Origin of the sequence: Sporosarcina sp. P7 (genome assembly GCF_002743425.1) — a bacterium.
Lineage (GTDB): Bacteria > Bacillota > Bacilli > Bacillales_A > Planococcaceae > Sporosarcina.
Genome location: NZ_PDZF01000002.1, coordinates 87,037 through 112,971 on the forward strand (window position 1 = coordinate 87,037; position 25,935 = coordinate 112,971).

Annotated in this window: 23 protein-coding genes; all 23 read left to right on the plus strand. The window is 40.3% G+C overall.

All coding sequences use genetic code 11. The annotated features are described in order from the left end of the window. Positions 1-4: 4 nt before the first annotated feature. The 23 genes from flhA to nusA all read left to right on the plus strand — a co-directional run bounded on the left by flhA (position 5) and on the right by nusA (position 25,921). A complete protein-coding gene (gene flhA, locus CSV60_RS03060; RefSeq protein ID WP_099635953.1) occupies positions 5-2,035 on the plus strand; it encodes a flagellar biosynthesis protein FlhA in 2,031 nt (676 codons plus the stop codon). After that, positions 2,035-3,147: a flagellar biosynthesis GTPase FlhF gene (gene flhF, locus CSV60_RS03065; RefSeq protein ID WP_099630930.1), complete on the plus strand. Its 1,113-nt coding sequence runs from the start codon at positions 2,035-2,037 to the stop codon at positions 3,145-3,147. The genes flhA and flhF overlap by 1 nt, the downstream gene beginning before the upstream one ends. Then, a complete protein-coding gene (locus CSV60_RS03070) occupies positions 3,140-4,006 on the plus strand; it encodes a MinD/ParA family protein (RefSeq protein ID WP_099635954.1) in 867 nt (288 codons plus the stop codon). The genes flhF and CSV60_RS03070 overlap by 8 nt, the downstream gene beginning before the upstream one ends. Positions 4,007-4,058: 52 nt before the next feature. Continuing rightward, positions 4,059-5,138, plus strand: a complete 1,080-nt coding sequence (locus CSV60_RS03075) for a protein-glutamate methylesterase/protein-glutamine glutaminase (protein ID WP_233189528.1) — start codon at positions 4,059-4,061, stop codon at positions 5,136-5,138. Positions 5,139-5,153: 15 nt separating this feature from the next. After that, positions 5,154-7,223 (plus strand): chemotaxis protein CheA, encoded by a 2,070-nt coding sequence (locus CSV60_RS03080; protein WP_099635956.1) that lies wholly within the window; start codon positions 5,154-5,156, stop codon positions 7,221-7,223. 13 nt (positions 7,224-7,236) lie between these two features. Continuing rightward, positions 7,237-7,704 carry a chemotaxis protein CheW gene (locus CSV60_RS03085; protein ID WP_099635957.1) on the plus strand — a complete coding sequence of 156 codons (468 nt, stop codon included), beginning with the start codon at positions 7,237-7,239 and terminating at the stop codon, positions 7,702-7,704. Beyond that, positions 7,694-8,326, plus strand: a complete 633-nt coding sequence (locus CSV60_RS03090) for a chemotaxis protein CheC (RefSeq protein WP_099630935.1) — start codon at positions 7,694-7,696, stop codon at positions 8,324-8,326. Before CSV60_RS03085 ends, CSV60_RS03090 begins: the two co-directional genes overlap by 11 nt. Beyond that, positions 8,327-8,821, plus strand: coding sequence for a chemotaxis protein CheD (locus CSV60_RS03095; RefSeq protein WP_099635958.1), 495 nt, complete (start codon positions 8,327-8,329; stop codon positions 8,819-8,821). It abuts the gene before it with no gap. 115 nt (positions 8,822-8,936) lie between these two features. Next, on the plus strand, positions 8,937-9,713 hold the full coding sequence (locus CSV60_RS03100; protein ID WP_099630937.1) for a FliA/WhiG family RNA polymerase sigma factor: 777 nt from the start codon (positions 8,937-8,939) through the stop codon (positions 9,711-9,713). Next, positions 9,710-10,006 (plus strand): RNA polymerase subunit sigma, encoded by a 297-nt coding sequence (locus CSV60_RS03105; RefSeq protein WP_099635959.1) that lies wholly within the window; start codon positions 9,710-9,712, stop codon positions 10,004-10,006. The genes CSV60_RS03100 and CSV60_RS03105 overlap by 4 nt, the downstream gene beginning before the upstream one ends. A 4-nt stretch (positions 10,007-10,010) precedes the next feature. Further along, positions 10,011-10,523: a hypothetical protein gene (locus CSV60_RS03110; protein ID WP_099635960.1), complete on the plus strand. Its 513-nt coding sequence runs from the start codon at positions 10,011-10,013 to the stop codon at positions 10,521-10,523. 153 nt (positions 10,524-10,676) lie between these two features. Then, positions 10,677-11,414 carry a 30S ribosomal protein S2 gene (gene rpsB, locus CSV60_RS03115; RefSeq protein WP_099630940.1) on the plus strand — a complete coding sequence of 246 codons (738 nt, stop codon included), beginning with the start codon at positions 10,677-10,679 and terminating at the stop codon, positions 11,412-11,414. A 98-nt stretch (positions 11,415-11,512) separates the two neighbouring features. Further along, the gene (gene tsf, locus CSV60_RS03120) at positions 11,513-12,400 is read left to right on the plus strand and encodes a translation elongation factor Ts (protein ID WP_099630941.1); all 888 of its coding nucleotides are present in this window, start codon (positions 11,513-11,515) and stop codon (positions 12,398-12,400) included. Between the two features lie 79 nt (positions 12,401-12,479). After that, the gene (gene pyrH / locus CSV60_RS03125; protein ID WP_099630942.1) at positions 12,480-13,208 is read left to right on the plus strand and encodes a UMP kinase; all 729 of its coding nucleotides are present in this window, start codon (positions 12,480-12,482) and stop codon (positions 13,206-13,208) included. Then, entirely contained in the window at positions 13,205-13,762 is a 558-nt protein-coding gene (gene frr, locus CSV60_RS03130) for a ribosome recycling factor (protein ID WP_099628101.1), read from the plus strand. Before pyrH ends, frr begins: the two co-directional genes overlap by 4 nt. Positions 13,763-13,894: 132 nt before the next feature. Beyond that, positions 13,895-14,686 (plus strand): undecaprenyl pyrophosphate synthase, encoded by a 792-nt coding sequence (locus CSV60_RS03135; RefSeq protein WP_099630943.1) that lies wholly within the window; start codon positions 13,895-13,897, stop codon positions 14,684-14,686. Then, positions 14,683-15,477, plus strand: coding sequence for a phosphatidate cytidylyltransferase (locus CSV60_RS03140; protein ID WP_099630944.1), 795 nt, complete (start codon positions 14,683-14,685; stop codon positions 15,475-15,477). Before CSV60_RS03135 ends, CSV60_RS03140 begins: the two co-directional genes overlap by 4 nt. 19 nt (positions 15,478-15,496) lie before the next feature. Further along, positions 15,497-16,651, plus strand: coding sequence for a 1-deoxy-D-xylulose-5-phosphate reductoisomerase (dxr, locus tag CSV60_RS03145; protein ID WP_099630945.1), 1,155 nt, complete (start codon positions 15,497-15,499; stop codon positions 16,649-16,651). 36 nt (positions 16,652-16,687) lie between these two features. Continuing rightward, positions 16,688-17,947 carry an RIP metalloprotease RseP gene (gene rseP, locus CSV60_RS03150; RefSeq protein WP_099630946.1) on the plus strand — a complete coding sequence of 420 codons (1,260 nt, stop codon included), beginning with the start codon at positions 16,688-16,690 and terminating at the stop codon, positions 17,945-17,947. Between the two features lie 18 nt (positions 17,948-17,965). Next, positions 17,966-19,660 (plus strand): proline--tRNA ligase, encoded by a 1,695-nt coding sequence (locus CSV60_RS03155; RefSeq protein WP_099636075.1) that lies wholly within the window; start codon positions 17,966-17,968, stop codon positions 19,658-19,660. Between the two features lie 64 nt (positions 19,661-19,724). Next, complete coding sequence (locus tag CSV60_RS03160; RefSeq protein ID WP_099635961.1) at positions 19,725-24,032, plus strand: PolC-type DNA polymerase III; 4,308 nt, start codon at positions 19,725-19,727, stop codon at positions 24,030-24,032. Positions 24,033-24,173: 141 nt separating this feature from the next. Continuing rightward, a complete protein-coding gene (gene rimP, locus CSV60_RS03165; protein WP_099630948.1) occupies positions 24,174-24,644 on the plus strand; it encodes a ribosome maturation factor RimP in 471 nt (156 codons plus the stop codon). A gap of 83 nt (positions 24,645-24,727) precedes the next feature. After that, on the plus strand, positions 24,728-25,921 hold the full coding sequence (gene nusA, locus CSV60_RS03170) for a transcription termination factor NusA (protein ID WP_099630949.1): 1,194 nt from the start codon (positions 24,728-24,730) through the stop codon (positions 25,919-25,921). Positions 25,922-25,935 lie beyond the last annotated feature (14 nt).

Here is a 25,935-nt window from a genome sequence, read left to right on the forward strand (position 1 = left end):
TGGCATGCAGTTTAGAGATATAGGAGTACTCGCGGCGGTTATTATGATCATTGCGATGCTTGTCATCCCATTACCACCTTGGTTATTAAGTTTCTTGATTATTATCAATATTACACTTGGGTTGATGGTTTTACTAACTGCTATGAATATGCAGGAAGCACTGCAATTCTCTATCTTCCCATCATTGTTATTATTACTTACATTATTCCGTCTAGGTCTTAACGTTTCTACAACACGTGCGATTCTTTCGGAAGGTGATGCGGGTGGAGTAGTTGACACTTTTGGTACATTCGTTACGGGTGGAAATATTGTTGTAGGACTAGTAGTTTTTGTTATATTAATCATCATTCAGTTTATTGTTATAACAAAAGGTTCGGAGCGTGTTTCCGAAGTTGCTGCACGTTTTACTCTTGATGCAATGCCAGGTAAGCAAATGAGTATTGATGCCGACTTAAACGCAGGAATGATTTCCGATATAGAAGCTCGCACACGTCGTGAAAAAGTGAGTAACGAAGCTGATTTCTATGGTGCGATGGACGGTGCGACAAAATTTGTTAAAGGGGATGCCATTGCCGGAATCATTATCGTTATGATCAACTTATTGGTCGGTATGATTATTGGCGTTGTACAGATGGGATTGCCGTTTGCGGAAGCAGCAGTTCAATTCTCTACACTCACTGTCGGGGATGGGATTGTTTCACAAATACCAGCACTGTTGATTTCTACGGCAACGGGTATTGTAGTTACCCGTGCTGCTTCAGAAGGAAACTTAGGCACGGATATTACGAATCAATTATTAGGACAACCAAAATTACTTTACGTAGCATCTATTACAATTTTTTTACTAGGCCTTGCTACACCGATTAATGACATCTTAACCATTCCCATCGCGGGTGCACTGGCAATGGGGGCATTTATGATGTCACGTAAAGTAGATGAAGACCCAAATGAATTATTGGAGATAGAAGAAAATGTAGAGACTGAAGGGTTGAAGCGGCCTGAAAATGTCGTTGACCTCTTGAATGTCGACCCGATTGAGTTTGAATTCGGTTATGGTCTCATCCCTCTTGTAGATGCAACCCAGGGTGGGGATTTGCTGGATCGAGTCGTTATGATTCGACGTCAGTTAGCGATTGAACTTGGTCTCGTCATTCCAGTCGTTCGTATTCGGGATAATATACAATTACAACCGAACGAATACAGAATCAAAATCAAAGGGAATGAAATGGCTAGGGGTGAACTATTGTTAGATCATTATCTAGCCATGAGCCCAGGCGGTGAAGATTTAATAGAAGGAATAGATACTATTGAACCTTCGTTTGGATTGCCAGCGAAATGGATTACTGAAGAAGCGAAAGAAGAAGCAGAAATCATGGGTTACACAGTCGTGGATCCACCAAGTGTTGTATCTACTCATTTGACTGAAGTCATTCGTGCCAATGCATCCGACTTACTTGGACGTCAGGAAACCAAACAACTGGTCGATCACGTACATGAAACATATCCGATTTTGGTTGATGAACTTACACCGACTCCATTATCAATTGGCGAGATTCAAAAAGTGCTTGCTAAATTATTGAACGAACAAGTTTCCGTCCGTAATTTACCTATCATTTTTGAGACACTCGCAGACTATTCGAAGTACACGTCCGATGTAGATGTTCTGACAGAATACGTCAGACAATCATTGGCACGTCAGATCACAGGTCAATTTGTTGTAGGTAATGGGGCGTTAAAAGTATTAACAGTCGCTGGAAAAGTAGAGAAACTCATTGCGGATAGTATTCAACAAACTGAACAAGGAAACTTTCTTTCAATAGACCCATCACAATCTCAAATAATCTTGGAACGAATTGCGCAAGAAATCGAACGGGTAGCTATACTGGACCAATCTCCTGTCATTTTATGTTCACCTGCCATTCGTATGTACTTACGTCAAATCACGGAGCGGTATTTCCCACAGATACCTATACTGTCTTATAATGAATTGGAAGCATCAGTGGAAGTGCAAAGTGTAGGGGTGGTGGATATTTAATGAAAATGAAAAAGTATACAGCATCTACAATGGTTGATGCTATGGCGAAAGTCCGTGAAGATTTTGGAGACGACGCGATCATCCTCAGTTCAAACGTCACGAAAACAAAAGGTTTTTTGGGGCTGTTTCGTAAACGATCAGTAGAAGTAGTTGCAAGCTATGATAAAACGAACGCAGAACGTATCTATGAATCACGAGTTCATTCTGTGCAACCCATTGCGGAGACAGAGTCTGTTGAACAAATTGAACAAGAAATGCGGGAGATCAAACAAATGCTAAAAGATATTCAGCCAGTGGATCGTGCATTTGAAAAATATCCCGATGAACTATTACCCATATTGAAGAAATTACAGATGCAAGGTGTGGAAAGTAAATATATTACAGAGATTGGTAATCTAGTTTTCAATCGAATGAAGCAAGACAAGATCGATTTTACTGAAGAACAGCAAATGGAATTGATTAGAACATGGTTCAGCGATCAACTTCACGACATACCTTTCGGTGGAATCACTTATCAGAAGCAGTTTATTAATGTACTAGGGCCGACTGGCGTAGGAAAAACCACGACCATTGCGAAAATTGCCGCACGTGCCTTACTGGAAGAAAAAAAGAAAGTTGGTTTCATTACGACCGATACGTATCGAATTGCAGCAATTGAACAATTGCGCACATATGCCAATTTACTTCAGGCTCCAGTTGAAATCGTTTATAGTGAAGAAGATTTCCGTACCGCAATCGAAAAGTTAAAAGATCTCGATCTCATATTTATCGACACAGCGGGCCGAAATTATAAAGAAGCAAAATTTGTCGATGATTTATCGAAACTCATTGATTTCTCTTTGGATATGGAAACATTTCTTGTGTTATCTACCACATCAAAGGAACAGGATATGGATACCATCATTAGACAATTTACTAATTTCCCAATCGAGAAATTTATATTTACTAAGACAGATGAAACCGATTCGGTCGGATCTATAATTAATTTAATTCTGAAATATGGTATAGGTGTATCCTACTACACAGACGGACAAGAGGTACCTGAAGATTTGACAGAAGCCAGTTTGGAAAAGATAGTGGACCTTCTATTAGCAGGTGATTCACATGCATGACCAGGCGGAAGCACTTCGACTAAAAATGATGAAAAGTCAAAGACAAGTAGCTCGCTCAATTGCCATTGTTAGTGGAAAAGGCGGAGTAGGCAAATCGAATTTCACTGCTAATTTCTCTTACGGACTCGTAGCGAAAGGGAAGAAAGTATTAATTGTGGATATGGATATTGGGATGGGGAATATTCATATATTATTTGGGGCTACGCCAATGTTTCATCTAAAAGATTACTTGTCTGATAAACAACCATTGCAGAGCGTTGTGACTCCTATTGAAGACAATCTTGCGTTTATAGCAGGTGGTTCCGGACTGGAGAATGTGGTGGAGTGGTCAGGTGAAATGTTTGATCGATTGATTGAGGCATTTTCTATTTTACAGATGGAATATGATGTTATTTTATTTGATATGGGTGCAGGAGCAACGAAGAGTTCAATTGATTTAATCTTGGCGATGGATGAGATTATATTAATAGCGACACCGGAGCCAACTTCTATTACGGATGCGTATTCAATGATTAAGTTTATATGTCTGCAAGATGCGAATAAATCTATTCACATAGTGAGTAACCGTGTTCTAAAAGAGCAAGATGGACGTGATTCCGTCGCACGGCTTCAGTTGGCTATGCGAAAGTTTTTATCCATAGATACTAGTGTTTTAGGATTTTTGCCAGATGACATTCATGTACGTAATGCAGTAAATGCTCAGATCCCTTTTGTCAAATTATATCCCAATTCAAAAATTAGCAAGCGAATGTTGGCAATAACAGATACATTTTTACACAGCAACAAACCGAGCACTTCTATTGAAACTTCTGGATTCATAGATAAAATCAAAGGTGTTTTTCTAAAGGGGCGTATGTAATGTGATTACTGCAAAGAAAAAACGCGTTCTTGTTGTAGACGACTCAGCTTTTATGCGGAAGTTAATCTCTGATATGTTGAATAAACACCCCATGATGGAAGTCATCGGCATCGCTAGAAATGGCAAAGATGCAGTGGAAAAGGTTCGCAATCTTCAACCAGATGTCCTTACAATGGATATTGAAATGCCTGTGATGAATGGACTGGAAGCTTTAAAGTTTATTATGGATCACATGCCAATCCCTGTGGTGATATTATCAAGTACGACAAAACATAATACAGAAAATGCAGTTCTAGCGATAGAATACGGTGCTGTCGACGTGATAGCAAAACCTGGCGGAGCTATTTCGTTAAATCTTCATGAAATCGAACAAGAAATTGTGGAGAAAGTATTTGCTGCTTCAAATGTGGTAATTCACACACTAACGCGTCAAATAACATCCACAAATAACCGTCATACACCAACGCCAAGCAAACAAAATACTGTAAATGAAAGTAGAAGCACTTCGACACATCCTATAAAAACAGTAAACATACCTAAAAAAAATACACTTATTGCTAAACGATTTGTTATAATAGGTACATCGACCGGAGGACCAAGGGCCTTGCAGGAAGTCATTACAAAGTTTCCAGCGAACTTCCCACATCCAATTCTAATTGTTCAGCATATGCCACCTGGCTTCACCAAGTCATTGGCCGAACGACTGAATAATTTGAGTGAAATAATCGTTAAAGAAGCAGAACATGGTGAACCGATCGAAAATGGTACAGCCTATATTGCACCAGGCGGCTTGCATTTGAAGTTTGAGAAATCTAGAACGGGCTATAAAATCGTATTAGACGGAGACGAAGCGCCGCGTTCAGGACATCGCCCAGCGGTAAATGTGTTATTGGAATCAGCAGCAACACATAAAGAACTTGGGTATATAACGGCTATCATGACAGGGATGGGTTATGACGGTAAAGAAGGTATGGAGTTATTACGTGCATCATGTAAAACGTTTACTATAGCGGAATCTAAAAACACGTCCGTTGTATATGGCATGCCCAAAGCTATAATTGATGCAGGTCTCAGTGACGAAATCAAAGATATACAACAAATCGCTGATGCGATAATAGAAAATTTGAAGTAACTAGGGGGCTTTACAATGGATGTAAGTCAGTATTTGGATATGTTCATAGAAGAAAGTAAAGAACACTTGCAAGCTTGTAGTGAACAGTTGCTAGCGTTAGAAAATAATCCGGATGATTTGGCCATTGTCAATGAAGTCTTTAGAGCTGCACATACGCTTAAAGGAATGTCGGCGACAATGGGATATGAAGATATTGCAGATTTAACACATAAGATGGAGAACGTCCTTGATGCGATTCGAAACTCAAAGATCCAGGTTTCAACGGAGATTTTAGATGTGGTATTTGAAGCAGTGGATGATCTTGAACTAATGGTACAAGACATTGAATCAGGTGGCGATGGAAAAAAAGACGTGAGTAATTTAGTAGACATTCTCAATCGCATTGAAGCAGGACAACCAGTAGATGTAACGAACGAGCCTGCAGCAACAGCCGAGGAAGTTTCAATGGAGGTCGTCACTTCGAGAGGAATTCCTTATGATGAGTTTGAATTAACGGTTATTTCTCAATCTGCTGAACAAGGCTTTAATGCATTAGAGATCACTGTCACATTACGTGATGATTGCTTGTTGAAAGTTGCTCGTGTATTCATGACTTTTGAAATTTTGGAAAAGTCAGGCGAAGTCATCAAAACGGTTCCTACAGTAGAACAATTAGAAAATGAGGATTTTGATCAGAACTTTACGATTGTCTTATTAACCCAAGAAGATGCTGCAGATTTAAAGGCGAAAGTACTGAAAGTTTCTGAAATAGAAAACGTACATATTACACACATCACGGATGAATACGTGCAGAAGTACAAGCAAGCCTCATTGAATACATGTGACCCAGAACCTAGTGTGGTCGAAACAACAGTCGTACCTGTTACTAAAGCCGCAACAACCAACGAAACGCCTAAAGAAACTATAAAGACCAAAAAGACCACTACTTCCAATTCCAATAAAACGATACGGGTCAATATTGATCGACTTGATATTTTAATGAATTTATTTGAAGAACTGGTCATTGACCGTGGACGCCTTCAATCGATTGCCAGTGAATTGCATAACCCGGAATTGAATGAATCAGTAGAAAGAATGACTCGGGTATCAGGAGACTTGCAAAACATCATTTTGAACATGCGAATGGTACCTGTAGAAACAGTCTTCAATAGATTCCCCAAAATGGTTCGGCAATTGGCGCGTGACCTGAATAAGAAAATTGATTTAGAAATTGTCGGCGCTGAAACAGAGCTTGACCGTACCGTTATCGACGAAATAGGAGACCCCCTTGTTCATTTGATTCGAAATGCTCTAGATCACGGTATTGAAATGCCGGAAGAGCGAATTGCGAATGGCAAGCCAGAGACTGGAACTGTGACATTACGAGCCTATCATTCGGGTAACCATGTATTTATTGAGCTTGAGGATGATGGAGCGGGTGTAAATCGTGAACGCGTAGTTAGTAAAGCGATTGAACGGGGCATTATCAGTCCGGAAGCTGCGGATACATTGACAAATAAGCAAGTAGCGGAATTGATATTAGCTTCAGGGTTTTCCACTGCCGCTTCCATTACAGATGTATCAGGTCGCGGCGTTGGTTTGGACGTTGTAAAAAACACTATTGAATCTCTTGGCGGACATATTTCGATTGATTCCACTGAAGGAAAAGGATCGTTATTCCAGGTGCAATTACCTCTAACTCTTTCTATTATCTCTGTAATGTTAGTAGAGTTGGATGAAGAAATTTATGCAATTCCGTTGTCGTCTATAATTGAAACTGCCATTATTCAGAAGTCTGATATTTTAAATGCCCATAATCAGCCAGTCATCGATTTCCGTGGAACCATTGTACCGTTGGTAGACTTAAAAGACATATTTGAAATGAAGAATAGAAGTAATGAAGAAGATGAGTTCCAATCTATTGTGATCGTTCGTAAAGGTGACAGTTTAGCAGGGTTAGTCGTAGATTCATTTATTGGCCAACAAGAAATCGTTTTGAAGTCTCTCGGTGAATACTTGCAGAGTGTCTTTGCGATATCTGGTGCTACGATTCTAGGAAATGGTCAAGTCGCATTAATTGTTGACTGTAATGCATTGATTAAATAATCGAGGTGATGACATGACAAAAGTAACGGAAGTAAGCGAAATGAAAGTAATTGTCTTTCAATTGATGAATAAAGAATATGCGATTGGCTTAGACGTAGTAGAATCCATCGAGAAATCGCTGTCGATTACACGTGTTCCCCGTATGCCTTCTTATGTTAAAGGCGTGTTAAATTTACGTGGCGTAGTGACGCCAGTTGTAGACTTACGTGAACGTTTTGATATGGAGTATAAAGAGTTTGATGAGACAAGCTGCATTATTATCGTTTCGCATGCGGGTGCAGAAGTAGGATTAATTGTGGACGATGCGAATGATGTAATGGATGTTCCGACAAGCGCAATAGGTCCTCAGCCGGAAGTAGTGGGATCTGTGGAATCCGAATTCATTTCAGGAGTAGCGAAAGTTGATAAGCGATTATTGGTTATGTTAAATCTGGAAAAAGTACTGCAACCGATAAAGAAGGGGAATACGGATGAATTCTAAAAATGACATCACCGAGATGCATCTGGATGTCTTAAAGGAAATCGGGAATATTGGAGCAGCACATGCTGCAACTTCATTATCTCAACTGTTAGGTCAGAAAATTGACATGCGTGTACCTAACGTGGAGCTGGTTACGTTTGATGAAATGTTTGATTTAGCAGGTGGTACGGAAAAAGTGGTGGCGGGTATCTTTTTACGTATTGAAGGTGATTTGACGGGCACGATGTTTTTTGTACTGACTATTGAATCTGCTACACAATTTATTCGCAAATTGACAGGGGATGCGGCATTTACATTTACGGATGTAGATGATTTGGGAATGGGTGCTTCTGCGCTACAAGAGTTGGGGAATATATTGTCAGGTTCCTATTTGTCGGCGCTCTCTGATTTTACATCATTAAATATCTATCCAACTGTACCTTCATTAAGTATTGACATGGTGGGTGCCATTGTTAGCTTCGGCCTGATCGAAGTATCCCAGTACAGTGATGAAGTTATCGTCATTGAGACGGAAATATTACAAGAAGGGGAACAGGGTGTGTCAAGTTTAGCGGGGCACTTCTTTTTATTACCTGATCCACCCTCATATCGCACGATATTTAGTTCGTTGGGTGTCTTATAGATGGCAAGCGTTCAAACAGTAGTGCGTGTAGGGATTGCTGATATGAATATCGCAAAATCCCCTCATACGATTCGCACATCAGGACTGGGTTCGTGTGTTGGTGTAGTACTGTATGATTCTTCGAAAAAAATAGCAGGTATGGTGCATGTCATGTTGCCTGATAGCGAGTTGGGTAAGTCAACAAAACTAAATGTAGCGAAATTCGCAGATACGGGCATTCATGCAATGTTGGAACTTTTAAAATCTGAAGGAGTTAGACCTTTCAGCATCAAAGCGAAAATTGCGGGTGGAGCACAAATGTTTCAGTTCGGTTCAAATGATACGATCCGTATAGGTCCTCGCAATGTAGAAGCGGTAAAAAAAGAATTGAAAAGATATTCAATCCCGATTGTCGCAGAAGCTACAGGCGGATCCAGTGGACGTACAATTGAATTTGATCCTGCTACGAGTATCCTGTTTGTTCGTACCGTCAATGCTGGAACGCAGGAAATTTAACAGTACAAACGAAGGCGGCTAATACATTAGTCGCCTTTATCTATTGTGATTTGCTATACTTATACATAAGACATAAAATCGGTAGAAGGAACCTGACAGGAAAGGCGTGAATTCGATGACAAATCAAGATGTAACTGAACGACATCAGTGGAAGTTATGGATCGAAAACCGTGATCCTGATGCAGGTGATATGCTAGTACGAATGTATACACCTCTTGTGAATTATCACGTCCAACGAATCAGTGCTGGACTGCCGAAAAACGTATCACGTGATGAAATCAAATCTCTTGGTTATCAAGGGCTTTTCGACGCGTTAACGAAATTTGATCCTTCGCGTGATTTGAAATTCGACACATACGCTTCATTCCGGATTCGGGGTACAATTATAGATGGTTTAAGAAAAGAAGATTGGTTATCACGTTCCCTAAGAGAAAAAACTAAGAAAATGGATGAAGAAATTAGTAAGCTCGAACAGTCCTACTTGCGAACGGTGACACCCGAGGAAGTAGCAGATCATTTAGGCGTTACAACAGATCAAGTCTATCAAACTATGCATGAACAGTATTTTGCCAATGTATTGTCCATTGATGAAAAAATGAATGATGAAGATGATCACGATCAAACCTTTGTATTGCAGGATGATCAAACGAAAACACCTGAACAACAAGCGGTCAAAGGCGAATTGATTGAAGACTTGATAACGAAAATCAAAGAACTAAATGAAAATGAACAATTGGTACTTAGTTTGTTTTACCAGGAAGATATGACGCTAACAGAAATTGGAGAAATTTTAAGCTTATCTACATCGAGAATCTCACAAATACATTCAAAAGCATTATTTAAGTTACGGTCGCTGTTGGCGGCTGAAATTACCGACGGAGGGATTTTATGAGTTTGAAAGCTATCGAACTTCAAATTGCTATCCCGAAGACATTTGAGGCAGGTAAAATAGCGGAGCGAAAGCAGCAACAGTCTCAACTTGCTCAAGACAGTGCCAATTTGCAAACAGAAAAACAAGCCTTAAAAAGCAAGGAAACGGTTTTAAAATCATCTCCATATGCAAAAATGGATGGAGATCATCAACAGCCTAGCGAAGAGTCACAACAACAACAAGAAAAAAAAGAGAAAGAACAACAGCAAGCCAAGCATCCGTTTAAAGGTTCGTTTGTTGATTACAGTGGATAATAGTATGGGAATTCTACTAGCTCTTTTGTTCATCTTACAAATTATCGGATTTATGGTCATGACATTGCTGTACGTAAAAATTACAAAATTTAATAATCTGGAGAAAAAGCAACAACGTCTTATGAAAGAAATGGATCAATCCATATTAGCTTATCTAGGGGAAATCAAAGAAGAAAACGATCGTTTGATTCATCAATTGAATCAACGAACGGGTGATCAAATGAAGCCCACCACAAACTCAGCTCCAAGCGAACAGTCAATAACAGAAGTGTCTGATTCGAGACAGAAGCCACATCCGGTTCCTTTACATTTCGCTTTACGTTCCTACCAAAAGACGGTGGAAACTGAAAAGAATGTGAAAGAAAAGAATTCAGAACTACATTCAAAATCATTTGACGACCTGGACGACAAAGAAAAAGCCAAACAGCTGTATGCCGAAGGTAAATCAATAGAGGATATTGCAAGAAAGTTGAAAAAAGGTAGGACGGAAATCGAATTGATAATTAAGTTTGACTGAAGTTACACACAGTAGTTGCAAACAACGTAGAGTTGTGTTAATTTAATAGATGGTCTTACTACACACGCGTGCGGATGAATGAGTGGGTGCCATTATGGTCACTTATTCGTAGGAAGTACGCGGAGGACAAAAAACCAATAGGAGGAATTAAACATGTCAGTAATCTCAATGAAACAATTGTTAGAAGCTGGTGTACATTTCGGACACCAAACACGTCGTTGGAATCCAAAAATGAAGAAATTTATTTTCGTGGAGCGTAACGGCATCTATATTATCGACCTTCAAAAAACGGTCAAAAAATTAGAGGAAGCTTACAACTTCATGCGCCAAGTCGGTGCTGATGGTGGTAAAGTTCTTTTCGTAGGTACGAAGAAACAAGCACAAGAAGCAATCAAAGAAGAAGCAGAACGTGCTGGAATGTATTACATCAACCAACGTTGGTTGGGTGGAACATTGACGAACTTCGGTACTATTCAAAAACGTGTAGCGCGTATGAAAGCTATTGAGAAAATGGAAGAGGATGGCACGTTCGACGTACTTCCTAAAAAAGAAGTTTCTCAATTAAATAAAGAACACGAGCGTCTTGTGAAATTCCTAGGCGGTATCCGTGACATGAAAGGCTTGCCTGATGTAATCTTTATCGTAGATCCACGTAAAGAGCGTATCGCGGTAGCTGAAGCAATCAAATTGAATATTCCACTCGTTGGAATCGTTGATACTAACTGTGATCCGGACGAAATCGACTATGTCATCCCTGCGAACGACGATGCAATCCGCGCAGTACGTTTACTTACAAGCAAAATGGCAGATGCTTTGATTGAATCCCGTCAAGGTGAAGACGACGAAGTAGCTGAAACAGTAAACGAAACAGCAACTGTTACTGCAGACTGAAATGAGTAAATGATGAGACGATAAGTGGCGTACCCCTTATCGTCTCTTTTTAAAGCAAAAAGAAATTTTAAATGATATCTAATAGGAGGAATTTTCAAATGGCAACAATTACAGCCCAAATGGTTAAAGAACTTCGTGAAAAAACAGGCGCAGGTATGATGGACTGCAAAAAGGCATTAACTAAAGTAGACGGTGACATGACTGCAGCAATGGAGTATATGCGTGAAAAAGGCCTTTCAAGTGCAGCGAAAAAAGCAGATCGTATTGCAGCTGAAGGTGTTGCAAACATTTTAGTTCAAGGTAATGATGCAGTTATACTTGAAGTGAATGCTGAGACAGACTTCGTAGCAAAAAACGAAGGCTTCCAAACTCTTGTTAAGGAAATTTCTGAGTTCTTACTTGCAACGAAACCTGCTTCAGTAGAAGAAGCTAACGCAGCGAAATTAGACAACGGTTTGACAGTGTCTGAACACATTTCAAACGCAGTAGCTAAAATTGGAGAGAAAATTACTCTTCGCCGTTTTGTAATCCGTGAGAAAACAGATCAAGACGCTTTCGGTCCTTACCTACACATGGGCGGACGTATTGCCGTGTTGACTGTTCTTGAAGGTTCAACAGATTCTGAGGCAGCGAAAGATGTAGCAATGCATATCGCAGCAATGAATCCAAAATACATTTCACGCGACGAAGTATCTGCTGACGAAGTAGAAAAAGAGCGTAATGTATTGACTGAGCAAGCTTTAAACGAAGGTAAGCCAGAAAATATCGTAGCGAAAATGGTAGAAGGACGTCTTGGAAAATATTTCGAGGAAATCTGTGTCTTGGATCAAGCTTTCGTTAAGAATTCTGATCAAAAAGTTCGCGATTTCGTGAAAACAACTGGCGGAACATTAGTAGAGTTTATTCGTTATGAAGTAGGCGAAGGTATTGAAAAGCGTGAAGACAACTTTGCAGACGAAGTAATGAGCCAAGTAAAAGGTAACTAAGTATAATCCAATCGTACAGAGGGGCACATCCATCATGTGTTCCTCTTTTTTGAGAATAGGAAATTGCAGGAGGGCCAACATGAGTATTCCAAAATATAAGCGCATCGTGTTAAAATTAAGTGGGGAAGCATTAGCTGGAGACCAAGGCTTCGGATTGTCTCCGGAAGTTGTTAAATCAGTTGCAAGCCAAGTGAAAGAAGTAGTAGAACTTGGTGTAGAAGTAGCAGTAGTAGTAGGTGGCGGAAACATTTGGCGTGGTAAAGTCGGAAGTGAAATGGGAATGGACCGTACAACAGCTGACTACATGGGAATGCTTGCAACGGTTATGAACTCACTTGCTCTTCAGGATGCCCTTGAAAAGCTAGGACCAGAAACACGAGTAATGTCTTCCATTGACATGAGACAAGTAGCTGAACCTTACATACGTCGGAAAGCAATCCGTCATCTAGAGAAAAAACGTGTCGTAATATTTGCGGCAGGAACGGGTAATCCTTATTTCTCCACAGACACAACGGCTGCCCTGCGTGCTGCTGAAATCGAAGCGGATGTCATTTTAATGGCGAAGAACAACGTTGACGGTGTGTATTCTGCTGATCCGATGAAGGACTCCACAGCTACTAAATACTTAGAACTGTCCTATCTTGAAGTGATTAGTCAAGGACTTGAAGTGATGGATTCCACTGCTTCGACTCTATGTATGGACAATGATATCCCGCTCGTAGTATTCTCAATTATGGATAATGGTAATATTAAAAAAGCCGTACTAGGTGATGAAATCGGGACGGTCGTCAGGAGGAATAAGCAATGACAAAAGAAGTAATGGATCAGACGAGAGAACGTATGGATAAAGCGCATAGTGCCTATTCAAGACAGTTGGCATCTATTCGTGCTGGTAGAGCTAACGCGAGCTTATTAGACAGAATCTCTGTTATTTATTATGGAGCACCTACACCATTAAACCAAATGGCTGGAATTTCTGTGCCAGAACCACGTTTGTTAGTAGTTCAGCCTTATGATAAGACTACAATTAGTGAAATCGAAAAAGCCATCATGAAATCAGACATCGGAATCACACCGTCTAACGATGGATCAGTTATTCGCTTAGCTGTACCTGCACTTACAGAAGAGCGTCGTAAAGATTTAGTGAAAGATGTAAAACGTGAAGCGGAAGATGCAAAAGTGGCGATTCGTAATGTTCGTCGTGACAGCAATGAAGATTTGAAGAAGCTTGAAAAAGATGCAGAAATTACTGAAGATGAATTACGCCGTTACAATGAACAAGTACAAAAGATGACAGATGAATTTATCGAAAAGATTGACCAAACTGCAAAAGATAAAGAAAATGAAATCTTGGAAATCTGAGTACAGAACTTTCTATAAGGAGGAGCGTCCTACTTTTAGGACGCTCTTTTCTTTCTTTTGCATGCTATTTACCATGCAATTTGGTAGGATAGTCAGTAGGAGTATCCGAATTGAGCCAAGTGGGGGAACGCTATGCTTAGAAAACTAATGGGAAAAAAAACGGCAGACATTCAGTTGCTGGACGAACGGATTGAAGCCGTTAAAAATAGACAAATTCCTAACCATGTGGCGATTATCATGGATGGAAACGGTAGATGGGCGAAGCAACGTAAAATGCCACGAATTGCAGGCCACCATGAAGGAATGAAAACGGTTCGGCAAATTACCAATTTTGCAAATGCCATGGGTGTAAAAGCACTCACCCTCTATGCATTTTCAACCGAAAATTGGAAGCGGCCCAGGATGGAAATTGACTTTTTAATGAATCTTCCGGGCGAGTTTCTTAATACGTATTTGCCTGAGTTAATGGAAAAAGGCATCAAAGTGGAAATGATCGGAGATATGGATGCGCTTCCGAGCCATACAGAAAAAGCGATTAAGAAAGCAATGGAACAAACTAAAGAAAATAAAGGGTTAATTTTGAATTTTGCTATGAATTATGGGAGTAGAGTAGAACTGGTTCATGCAATGAAAGAGATGGCAGAAGAAGTGGCTTCCGGAACATTAAAAGTGGAGGAAATTGATGAAGGTTTAATTGAATCCAAGCTAATGACAGCCCATTTGCCGGAACCTGACCTACTAATTCGCACAAGTGGTGAAGTACGTTTGTCTAATTTTATGCTATGGCAACTTGCCTATGCGGAATTCATTTTTACGGATGTATTATGGCCAGATTACGATGAAGACTGCTTTTTACAAGCAATAGAAGATTTCCAAAAAAGAAATCGACGCTTTGGAAGCTTGGAAGGAGATCAGAAAAGATGAAGCAAAGAATCATCACTGCTATTGTAGCTCTCGTGTTTTTTGTGCCATTGATTATCATTGGTGGATTACCGTTTATAATGATGATTTTTGCGATATCTACGATTGGTTTATACGAACTACTGCGTATGCGTAATATGTCTCTTTTTTCTATCGGCGGATTACTCTCTTGGTTACTTCTGCTCGTCATTTTACTACCATCAAGGTGGACAGAACAGGTTGAAAGTTTCCTGAGTTTAGAAAAGCTTGAAATGATCTATGTATTGATATTATTGTTATTGGTTTATACTGTAATAATGAAAAATAAATGGACATTCGAAGATATTGCATTCAGTGCAATTAGTGCGCTGTATGTTGGTATTGGTTTTTATTATTTGATCGAAACTCGACTATTCGGTTTAGAGTACATAGGCTACGCATTACTCATTATCTGGTCAACAGATTCTGGTGCGTATTTTGTTGGACGTAAAATAGGAAAACGAAAATTATGGCCGGATATTTCACCTAATAAAACGATTGAAGGATTTATTGGAGGGATAATTTCTGCGGTCGTGATTACGTTGATTTATAATATGTTCTACCCTATCGCCACGTCATTCGTGTCGTTTATTCTCATTACAATAGTGGCATCAATTGTAGGACAAATGGGTGACTTAGTTGAATCAGCACTGAAACGTTTCTATAACGTGAAAGATTCAGGGAAGCTGCTGCCTGGACATGGAGGCGTTTTGGACCGATTTGACAGTTTACTGTTTGTACTCCCGTTGCTTCACTTTGTTCAATTCATAGGATAATGGAAAGGAAGTTCATAATATGAAGAAAATCAATTTGCTTGGTGCCACGGGTTCAATCGGGACTCAAACATTAAGCATTATTGCAGCTCATCCTGATCGCTTTGAATTAACAGCGATGTCGGCAGGAAGAAATATACAAAAAACAAGTGAAATCATTACAAGATTTCAACCCAAATTAGTTTCTGTTTTAGAAGCGGCGGATGCAGAGCGCCTAAAAAAAGAATTTCCTAAAATTCAATTCGTTCATGGTGATGAAGGATTAATTGAAGCGGCAGTTGGACTGGAAGCAGATGTCTTGCTAAACTCAGTAATTGGTAGTGTAGGACTAAGACCGACACTTGCGGCGATCAAAGCCGGCATGACGATTGCCATTGCGAATAAAGAAACACTGGTGGCAGCCGGTAATCTTGTCGTAGAAGCAGCACAACGTCATAATGTTCCACTTGTTCCAGTAGATAGTGAACACTCTGCATTATTCCAGTCGTTAAATGGTGAGAATCCGAAGAGAGTCACAAATTTGATATTAACAGCATCTGGTGGAAGCTTTAGGGACTACACGCGGGATCAACTTCAGCACGTTACAGTAGAACAAGCACTCGCGCATCCAAACTGGTCGATGGGTAATAAACTAACTATCGACTCAGCAACGATGATGAACAAAGGGTTGGAAGTGATAGAAGCCCATCATTTATTTGCGATGCCATATGATCAAATAGAATGTCTACTACATAAAGAAAGTATTATCCACTCGATGGTGGAGTTTGAAGATACAAGTGTCATGGCGCAACTAGGTTCACCAGATATGCGTGTTCCGATTCAATACGCACTTACCTATCCGGATCGTATTCAAATGGCTGATGCTAAACGTCTTCGTCTCGATGAAATTGGCAAGTTACATTTCGAAAAAATGGATTATAAACGATTTAAAGCCTTGTCACTTGCATATGATGCAGGTAGGGAAGGAGGCACTATGCCTACAGCGATGAATGCGGCAAATGAAGTGGCGGTTCAACTGTTCATGGAAGGTCATATTCCTTTCTTGCAAATCGAAGAAATCATTGAAGACATAATGCAGCAGCATCAAACTATTCAAAATCCCGATTTGGAAGAAATTTTGGAGACAGATCGCAATACGCGAAAAAAAGTCTATGGTATAGTGAAGTATCAAGATTAATTTCAGGCTATTATAGCCGGTGAAGGTGGTTACTGAATGGAAACGGTTATTGCGTTTATAGTAATATTCGGGACACTTGTAGCATTTCATGAGTTTGGTCATTTCTTGTTTGCCAAGAAAGCTGGCATCATGGTTCGAGAGTTCGCTATTGGAATGGGACCTAAAATTTTAGCGATCCGCAAAGGTGAAACGCAATACACAATCCGCCTATTACCTATAGGGGGATATGTACGGATGGCTGGTGAAGATTTCGATACAGTTGAATTACAGCCAGGTTACCGTGTAGGATTATTATTGAATGCTCAAGACGAAATAGAAAAGATTTACTTAAATCGAAATGTTTCCAATCCGAATATTTTAAACGTGGAAGTTGAGTCATCCGATCTCGATAAAAAATTATATATTGAAGGATATGACGAAGATGGACAATTGGTTCATCTGAAAATTTCTAGAACAGCTTTGATTATTGAAAAAGGGCAGGAGACATTAATCGCTCCCTACGATCGTCAATTTGAGTCCAAATCATTGGGAAGCAGAGCATTGGCAATATTTGCAGGGCCGCTTTTCAATTTCATCTTGGCGTTTTTCATATTTCTAGCTCTTGGTTTAATGAATGGTGTACCAACCAATGAACCGATTATTTCGGAAGTGAAGTCGGATACGCCGGCGGAGATGGCTGGTATGAAAAAAGGTGACTTAATCACAGGAGTCGACGGTAAGTCGATTGATTCCTGGATGAAGTTTTCCGAAGCAATCCAAAAAAGCGCCGGAGTCCCGATGTCAATTGAAGTAGATCGGGCGGGTAAGCAAGTGGTTTTGGATGTAGTACCTGATACGGTGGAAGATGCTGGACAGGAATTTGGTCAAATTGGTGTTATGTATTCAAGTCCATTAGAAAAAGGATTTATTAAATCCATAGTGTTCGGAGCCGAGCAGACTTATTCATGGACTGTGAAGATCTTTGAATTATTAGGTATGCTCATTACGGGTCAGTTCACAATAGACGCACTGTCGGGTCCAGTAGGAATCTATAAAGCGACAGAAGAAGTGGCTCAACACGGTATTTTCAATTTAATGAATTGGGGCGCTGTGCTAAGTATCAATCTAGGGATCATGAACTTACTGCCATTACCTGCGTTGGACGGCGGAAGACTATTGTTCTTCTTGTTTGAAGGCTTAAGGGGTAAACCGATTGATAAACAAAAAGAAGGTATGGTGCATTTTGTAGGTATCATGTTATTAATGGTGTTGATGCTTGTTGTGACATGGAATGACATCCAACGATTTTTCTTCTAAAAAAGGTGGAAGTATATGATGAAACAATCGAAAACGTTTATACCCACAATGCGTGAAAATCCATCTGAAATAGAGATGCGTTCGCATCAGTTATTACTGCGGGCAGGTTATATTAGACAGAATGCCAATGGTGTTTACACATATTTAACTCTTGCACAAAAAGTATTTAGAAAAATCGAATCGATTATCCGGCAGGAAATGGAAGCTATTGAAGGCGTGGAAATTTCTTTGCCTGCGTTGCAAAGCTCAAGTATTCTAAAGGAAACTGAACGATGGGATTCATACGGCAGGGAAATGTTCCATGTCGCTGACAGACAGACCAATCAATTGGCTTTGAGCTCAAGCGATGAAGAAGCAATCATTGACCTACTGCGTGATGAAGTTCAATCGTATAAAAAGTTACCATTAACAATTTTTCAAATCAAAACAAAATTCCGTGATGAAATAAAGCCACGTGCGGGTTTACTTCATAGCAGAGAATTCATTAGAAAAGATGCCTATTCATTCCATTCAACGCAAGAGAGTTTGGATGAAAAGTATTTAGAAGTCATGCAGGCATACACCAATATGCTAACCCGTCTTGGTATGCATTTCCGCATGGTAATATCGGATGGTGGAACAGGTTCCCATGAGTTCATAGCGTTAACCGAAAACGGAGAAGATCAAATAGCATATAGCGATAGTTCTTCCTACGCTGCGAATATGGAGTTTGCCGAAGTCCACGTAGAATACGAGCCGTCCGATGAAAAGCAGTTAGAGATGATAAAAATTTCGACTCCGAATCAACGAACGATTGAAGATCTCGCTTCATTTTTATCAGTTAGTACGGAGCGTATAATCAAATCATTGGTGTATAAAGTGGACAATGATTTTGTTATGGTCATTTGTCGAGGCGATCATAGCGTCAATGAATATAAATTGAAGCGGTTTCTACATGTGAAACATATGGAGCTGGCAACAGAACAACAGATTGAAGAATTATTAGGCTGTCATGCCGGTTCGATTGGGCCTGTGAAACTACCGATTGGTGTAAGGGTATATGCCGATCATGCAGTCAAAGCAATGGTGAACGTAGTAGCCGGAGCGAATATGGACGACTATCACTTATTGAATGTCAATCCTGAACGTGATTTTGCTATTGATGATTATGTAGATATTCGTTTCGTTCAAGAAGGGGACAGTTCTCCTGATGGAATAGGTACGATTAAATTCACTGAAGGAATAGGCGTGGGACATTTACGAAAATTAGGCACCGTCTTCAGTGAACAGATGAAAGGAACATTCCTCAATGAACATGGCAGAAAAAAGCCTTTCATTATGGGAAGTTATAGTCTCGGAATCTCTCGGTTACTGGCTACAATTGCCGAGCAGTTCAATGATGAAAAAGGATTGAAGTGGCCGAAGCATTTAGCACCTTTTGATATTCATTTGATTACAACGAATGTTAAGGATGAAGTACAAACGCAGCTGGCGGATGAGTTATATGCTGTTCTAGAATCGTATCGATACGATGTGTTATATGATGATCGTGCTGAACGTGCGGGTGTGAAATTCGCTGATGCTGACTTGATTGGTTTGCCAGTACGCATTATAATTGGTAAAAGAGCAAATGAGGGCATTGTGGAGGTTATGTACCGCCATAGTGGCGAGTCAATAGATTGGCAAAAAGAAGAAGTGTTGGAAAAGTTACAATCCTTCTTTAGTGCAGATTAATCCAAGAAGGGGAGTCCGTTAACGGAACTTCCCTTCTTTTCGCGATAGAATGGAGGAAATTTAGATGGATGCCGCTCAAAAGTTTTTAACTTTGCTGCAACAGACCGGACTGACAGATGATCAGTTCATGACCTATTTTCAAAACGGTGAGTTAAATCGTGTAACTATACAGAAGAAAACAAGAGTGTGGAAATTCAATATAACACTCGATGAAGTGTTACCTATCGAAGTATTCCAAATTATGCAACAACGTGTTCATGAATCGTTCGCAGCTATTGCGAATGTCCATATTGAAATGGAAGTTAGAAAAAATGAAGTGAATGAACAATTAATCATAGATTATTGGCCACTAATCGTAGATGAGCTAGCTGATATATCTCCTCCTATACGTCAATGTTTAGTGGAACAAAAGCCTAAGATACACGGCGAGAAATTATTGCTTACTTGCTCAAACGATTTAGAGTGTCAAACATTAAAAAATAAATATGTGGATATATTATCGTCACTCTATCAGCAATTCGGTTTTCCAAAGTATATGTTCGATGTATCGATTGTTGAATGCCATAACGCAGAAGAAGAACGTCAGCAATTTCTTTCGCAAAAGCAGCAGGAAGAAGACCTGTTATCCAAGCAAGCGTACCATCAGTTGCAACAACGTGAAACGATGAAAAGCGAGCAAGGTGATTCTGACAGAGTATTATCTCTTGGTACACCGATCAAAGCAGGCGAGCCAGTTATTCCGATCCATGAAATACAAGATGAAGAAAGACGTTTGATTATTGAAGGTTTTGTATTTGATGCGGAAGTACGAGAGTTGCGAAGTGGCCGTTCATTATTGACACTGAAAGTAACAGACTACACCGATTCAATCTTAGTCAAAATGTTTTCGCGTGATAATGAAGATGCAGAAATTATGAATTCCTTTAAAAAGGGTATGTGGGTAAGAGCTCGCGGTGGTATACAGAACGATACATTCGTACGTGACTTAATCATGATGGCGCAAGATATTGCCGTTATTCCCACTATTGAACGAATAGACAAAGCGCCTGATGGACAGAAACGTGTGGAATTACATGCGCACACATCCATGAGTCAAATGGATGCAGTCGTTTCAGCGCCAGCATTAGTGGCACAAGCAGCTAAATGGGGACATCCAGCGATTGCGATAACTGATCATGCGAACGTTCAGTCTTTCCCTGATGCTTATAACGCTGGTAAAAAACATGGTATTAAAGTGTTGTTTGGCTTGGAAATCAATCTGGTGGATGACGGTGTTCCGATTGTCTATGAAGAGCAACACCGTCTGCTTGAAACAGATACGTACGTTGTATTTGACGTCGAGACTACAGGCTTATCAGCTGTGTACGACACGATTATCGAGCTTGCAGCTGTACGAGTGAAAGATGGAGAAATCATTGATCGGTTTGAACGCTTTGCCAATCCGCATCATCCGTTGTCGTCCGTGACGACGAATCTGACGGGCATTACAGATGACATGGTAGAAAATGCACCAGAAGTTGAAGATGTAATGGCAGAGTTTATAGAGTTTATCGGGGATGCAGTGTTGATTGCACATAATGCTTCGTTTGATATGGGCTTCTTTTATGCTTCATGTAAGCGCGCAAAAATAGAAACAATCGCTTATCCGGTCATCGATACATTGGAGCTATCTCGTTTCCTTTATCCCGAACTGCGAAATCACCGTTTGAACACATTGGCTAAAAAATTCGATATTGAATTAACACAGCATCACCGCGCCATTTACGATACAGAAGCTACTGCGTATCTGTTTTTACGCCTGCTATCGGAGACACAAGAAAAAGGTATCAAGTGGCTGGATGATCTAAATAAGAATATTGGTGAAGGGGATGCTTATAAACGCTCACGACCTTCACATTGTACTTTACTTGCGACAGATGATGAAGGGCTGAAAAACTTATTTAAGCTCGTATCTATTTCGCATATGGACTTTTTCTATCGCGTGCCCCGTATACCGCGTTCGTTACTTGTGAAATATAGAAAAGGGATAATCGTGGGTTCAGGCTGTGATAAAGGTGAAGTATTTGAAGGGTTAATGCAAAAGCCGATGGAAGAAGTAGAAGAAATTGCAAGCTTTTATGACTATTTGGAACTTCATCCAAAGCCCGTCTACTCGCATTTACTCGAACTCGATTTAATACGAGATGAGTGGAACCTCGAGGATATTATGCGGAAGATGATCAAGCTTGGTAAAAAAACGGGATTGCCAGTTTGTGCAACAGGGAATGTGCATTACTTAAATGAGACGGATGCGACCTACCGGAAAGTTCTTGTTCGTTCACAAGGTGGAGCAAATCCGTTAAATCGACACTCGCTACCTGAAGTTCACTTCCGTACGACAGACGAAATGTTGAAAGAATTTGAGTTTTTAGGTGAAGACGTAGCAAAAGAGATTGTAGTAGACAATCCATTGAAAATTGTAGAACGTATTGGTGATGTGAAACCAATTAAAGATGACCTGTATACACCTACCATTGAAGGGGCGGAAGACGAAGTACGTGATCTGACGTATTCTATGGCACATCAAATATACGGTGAAACATTGCCAGAGATCGTTGAAGCGCGAATCATAAAGGAATTAACGTCTATTATTGATAATGGTTTCTCAGTTATTTATCTAATTTCGCATAAGCTGGTGAAAAAGTCATTAGACGATGGCTATCTAGTTGGTTCGCGGGGATCTGTCGGCTCCTCATTTGTTGCAACCATGATGGAAATCACTGAAGTGAATCCGTTGGCGCCACATTATGTTTGTCCGTCATGTAAAACATATGAATTTTTTGATGATGGTTCAGTTGGTTCAGGATATGATTTGCCAGATAAAGCATGCCCAAATTGCCAGACGATGTTCAAAAAAGATGGTCAGGATATCCCGTTCGAAACCTTCCTTGGGTTCGCGGGTGATAAGGTTCCAGATATCGATTTGAACTTCAGTGGTGAGTATCAGGCGCATGCGCATAACTATACAAAAGAGCTGTTCGGAGAAGATTATGTGTTTCGTGCAGGAACAATAGGTACAGTAGCTGAAAAAACTGCATATGGATATGTTCGAGGGTATATGAATGATAACGATATCCAAATGCGTGGTGCGGAAATTGACCGGCTTGTACAAGGGTGCTCAGGCGTGAAACGAAATACAGGACAACACCCTGGTGGGATTATTGTAGTGCCTGATACAATGGACATTTTTGATTTTACACCGATTCAATTCCCAGCGAATGATCTAGAATCAAGCTGGAAGACAACACACTTTGATTTCCACTCCATCGATAATAATTTATTGAAATTAGATATTCTAGGGCATGATGATCCGACGATGATTAAAATGTTGGAAGATTTATCAGGCATCGATGCGATGACTATTCCGCCCGACGATAAAGGCGTTATGGAATTGTTTAGTGGTACGTCTTCTCTTGGCGTAACAGAAGAACAAATTGATTGCAAAACAGGAACTCTTGGCGTGCCGGAATTTGGAACACGATTTGTGCGACAAATGTTAGAAGAAACGAAGCCGTCTACTTTCTCTGAATTAATACAGATATCCGGTTTGTCACACGGTACGGATGTTTGGCTTGGTAATGCACAGGAATTAATCCAGAATAAAACTTGTCAGCTATCAGAAGTGATTGGCTGTCGTGACGATATTATGGTTTATTTGATCTATCAGGGACTTGAACCTTCACTTGCATTTAAGATTATGGAATCTGTACGTAAAGGAAAAGGATTGACTCCCGAATTTGAAGAAGCAATGAAAGAGAATAAAGTTCCAGGTTGGTATATCGGATCGTGTAAAAAAATCAAGTACATGTTCCCGAAAGCTCACGCCGCAGCATATGTATTAATGGCACTACGAATCGCATACTTCAAAGTGCATCATCCAATTATGTATTATGCGACGTACTTCACCGTTCGAGCGACCGACTTCGATTTGGTGACGATGTGTAAAGGTTCTGCAAGTATTCGAGCGAAAGTTAAAGAGATCAACGCCAAAGGATTGGACGCACTTCCGAAAGAGAAGAGCTTAGTAGTTGTTTTGGAAATAGCGTTGGAAATGGTTGAACGAGGATTTACATTTGCGAAACCTGATCTCTATAAATCGGATGCGACACAGTTTCTTATTGAAGACAATAAACTGATTCCGCCATTTAACTCGATTCCTTCACTAGGAACTAACGTTGCAAAGACGATTGTTGAGGCGAGAAAAGACGGTGAATTTTTATCGAAAGAAGACTTCCAGAAGAGAGGTCGAGTTTCTAAAACGGTTGTGGAGTATTTGGATAACCTCGGTTGCTTGGAAGGGATGCCTGAAGCGAACCAACTATCCCTATTCTAATGGGCTTGCAGCGGTTGCTTCAGTTGCATTGTAAATGGCCTTGTGATACGATTAAAACAACTTTTGCTATACGTCTTGCGGAAAAGAGTGGGGCTTCCCGCTCTTTTCTGTTGTTATTTTGAATTTCGGGAGGGATACCATATGAGTAAAATTATAGAGGAAGTCGAACAGTTAGCAAGGCCGATCGTTGAAGAATTGGGTCTTGAACTGGTTGATGTTGAGTTCTTGAAAGAAGGTCGCGATTGGTTTTTACGCGTCTACATCGATACACCTGAAGGTAATATTGACATAGATCAGTGTGCGGCTGTTAGTAATAAACTTAGCGAGGAACTAGACGTTGTGGATCCGATTTCGCAAAATTACTTCCTTGAAGTGTCTTCTCCCGGGGCGGAAAGACCTTTGAAAAAAGATGAAGATTTTGAAAAATCCGTGGGCCAATACGTGTTCATCAAAACGTATGAACCGATTGATGGAATGAAAGAATTCGAGGGGTATTTACTCGGGTACGGACCGGAACATGCAAAAGTGGAAATACGGATCAAGACGAGAAAAGTACTAGTGGAAATTGACAAAACAAAAATTGCATTCGCACGACTGGCAATTGATTTTTAAAGCGAAAAACAACCTCTGTCTAGCCTTGCGCTAGTGACTGAGGAACCAAGGGCAACAACAATTGGAATGTAGGAGTGATGAACATGAGTAGTGAGCTACTCGACGCACTGACAGCTCTTGAACAGCAAAAAGGTATTTCAAGAGACGTAATAGTCGATGCAATTGAAGCAGCGCTTGTGACAGCGTACAAACGAAATTTTAACCAAGCACAAAACGTGCGTGTGGACTTGAATTTAAACAAAGGCACAATGGCTGTCTATTCACGTAAAGATGTAGTAGAAGAAGTAGAAGACGAGCGATTACAAATTTCATTGGAAGATGCACAACTCATCAATCCAGTATATGAACTACATGATGTCGTTGAGGAAGAAGTCACACCGCGTGACTTTGGACGAATTGCTGCCCAGACTGCTAAGCAAGTTGTAACCCAGCGTGTTCGTGAAGCTGAACGCGGTTTGATCTATGAAGAGTATATCGATCGTGAAGAAGATATCGTCAACGGAATCGTAGAGCGTATGGATCCGAAAAACCTATTCGTTGGATTAGGGAAAGTGGAAGCGGTGTTACCGTCAAGCGAACAAATTCAAACAGAATCATATGCACCCCACGATCGCATCAAAGTATACATTACAAAAGTAGAAAGAACAGCACGTGGACCTCAAGTCTTTGTTTCCAGAACACATCCAGGTCTATTACGGCGTTTATTTGAACTTGAAGTGCCTGAAATATATGATGGTACAGTAGAAATCAAATCGATTGCACGTGAAGCGGGCGATCGCTCAAAAATCTCTGTCTATACAACAAACGAAGAAGTGGATCCAGTAGGTTCCTGTGTAGGTTCAAGAGGAGCACGTGTCCAAACTATTTCGAACGAATTGAATGGCGAAAAAGTAGATATCGTAGAGTGGTCTGAAGATCCGGTCATCTTCGTCGCAAATGCTTTAAGCCCTTCAAAAGTTATTGATGTACAAGTAAATGAAGAAGAGCGTTCTACTACTGTTGTTGTACCAGATTACCAACTCTCCTTGGCAATCGGGAAAAGAGGCCAGAATGCAAGATTGGCTGCTAAATTAACGGGTTGGAAAATTGATATCAAAAGTGAAACGGATGCCAGAGAATTAGGGATCTATCCCCGTGAGGAATCTCTTGCAGTGCCAGTAGAAGAGGTAGATGGTAGTGCAGATGAGTTCCTAGAAGCTTATGAGTATGAAGATGAAACGCCAGCTGAATCAGCTGAAGATTTTGATTTATACGCAGATGAAGACAAAGAAGATTGATTTGGAAAGGATTG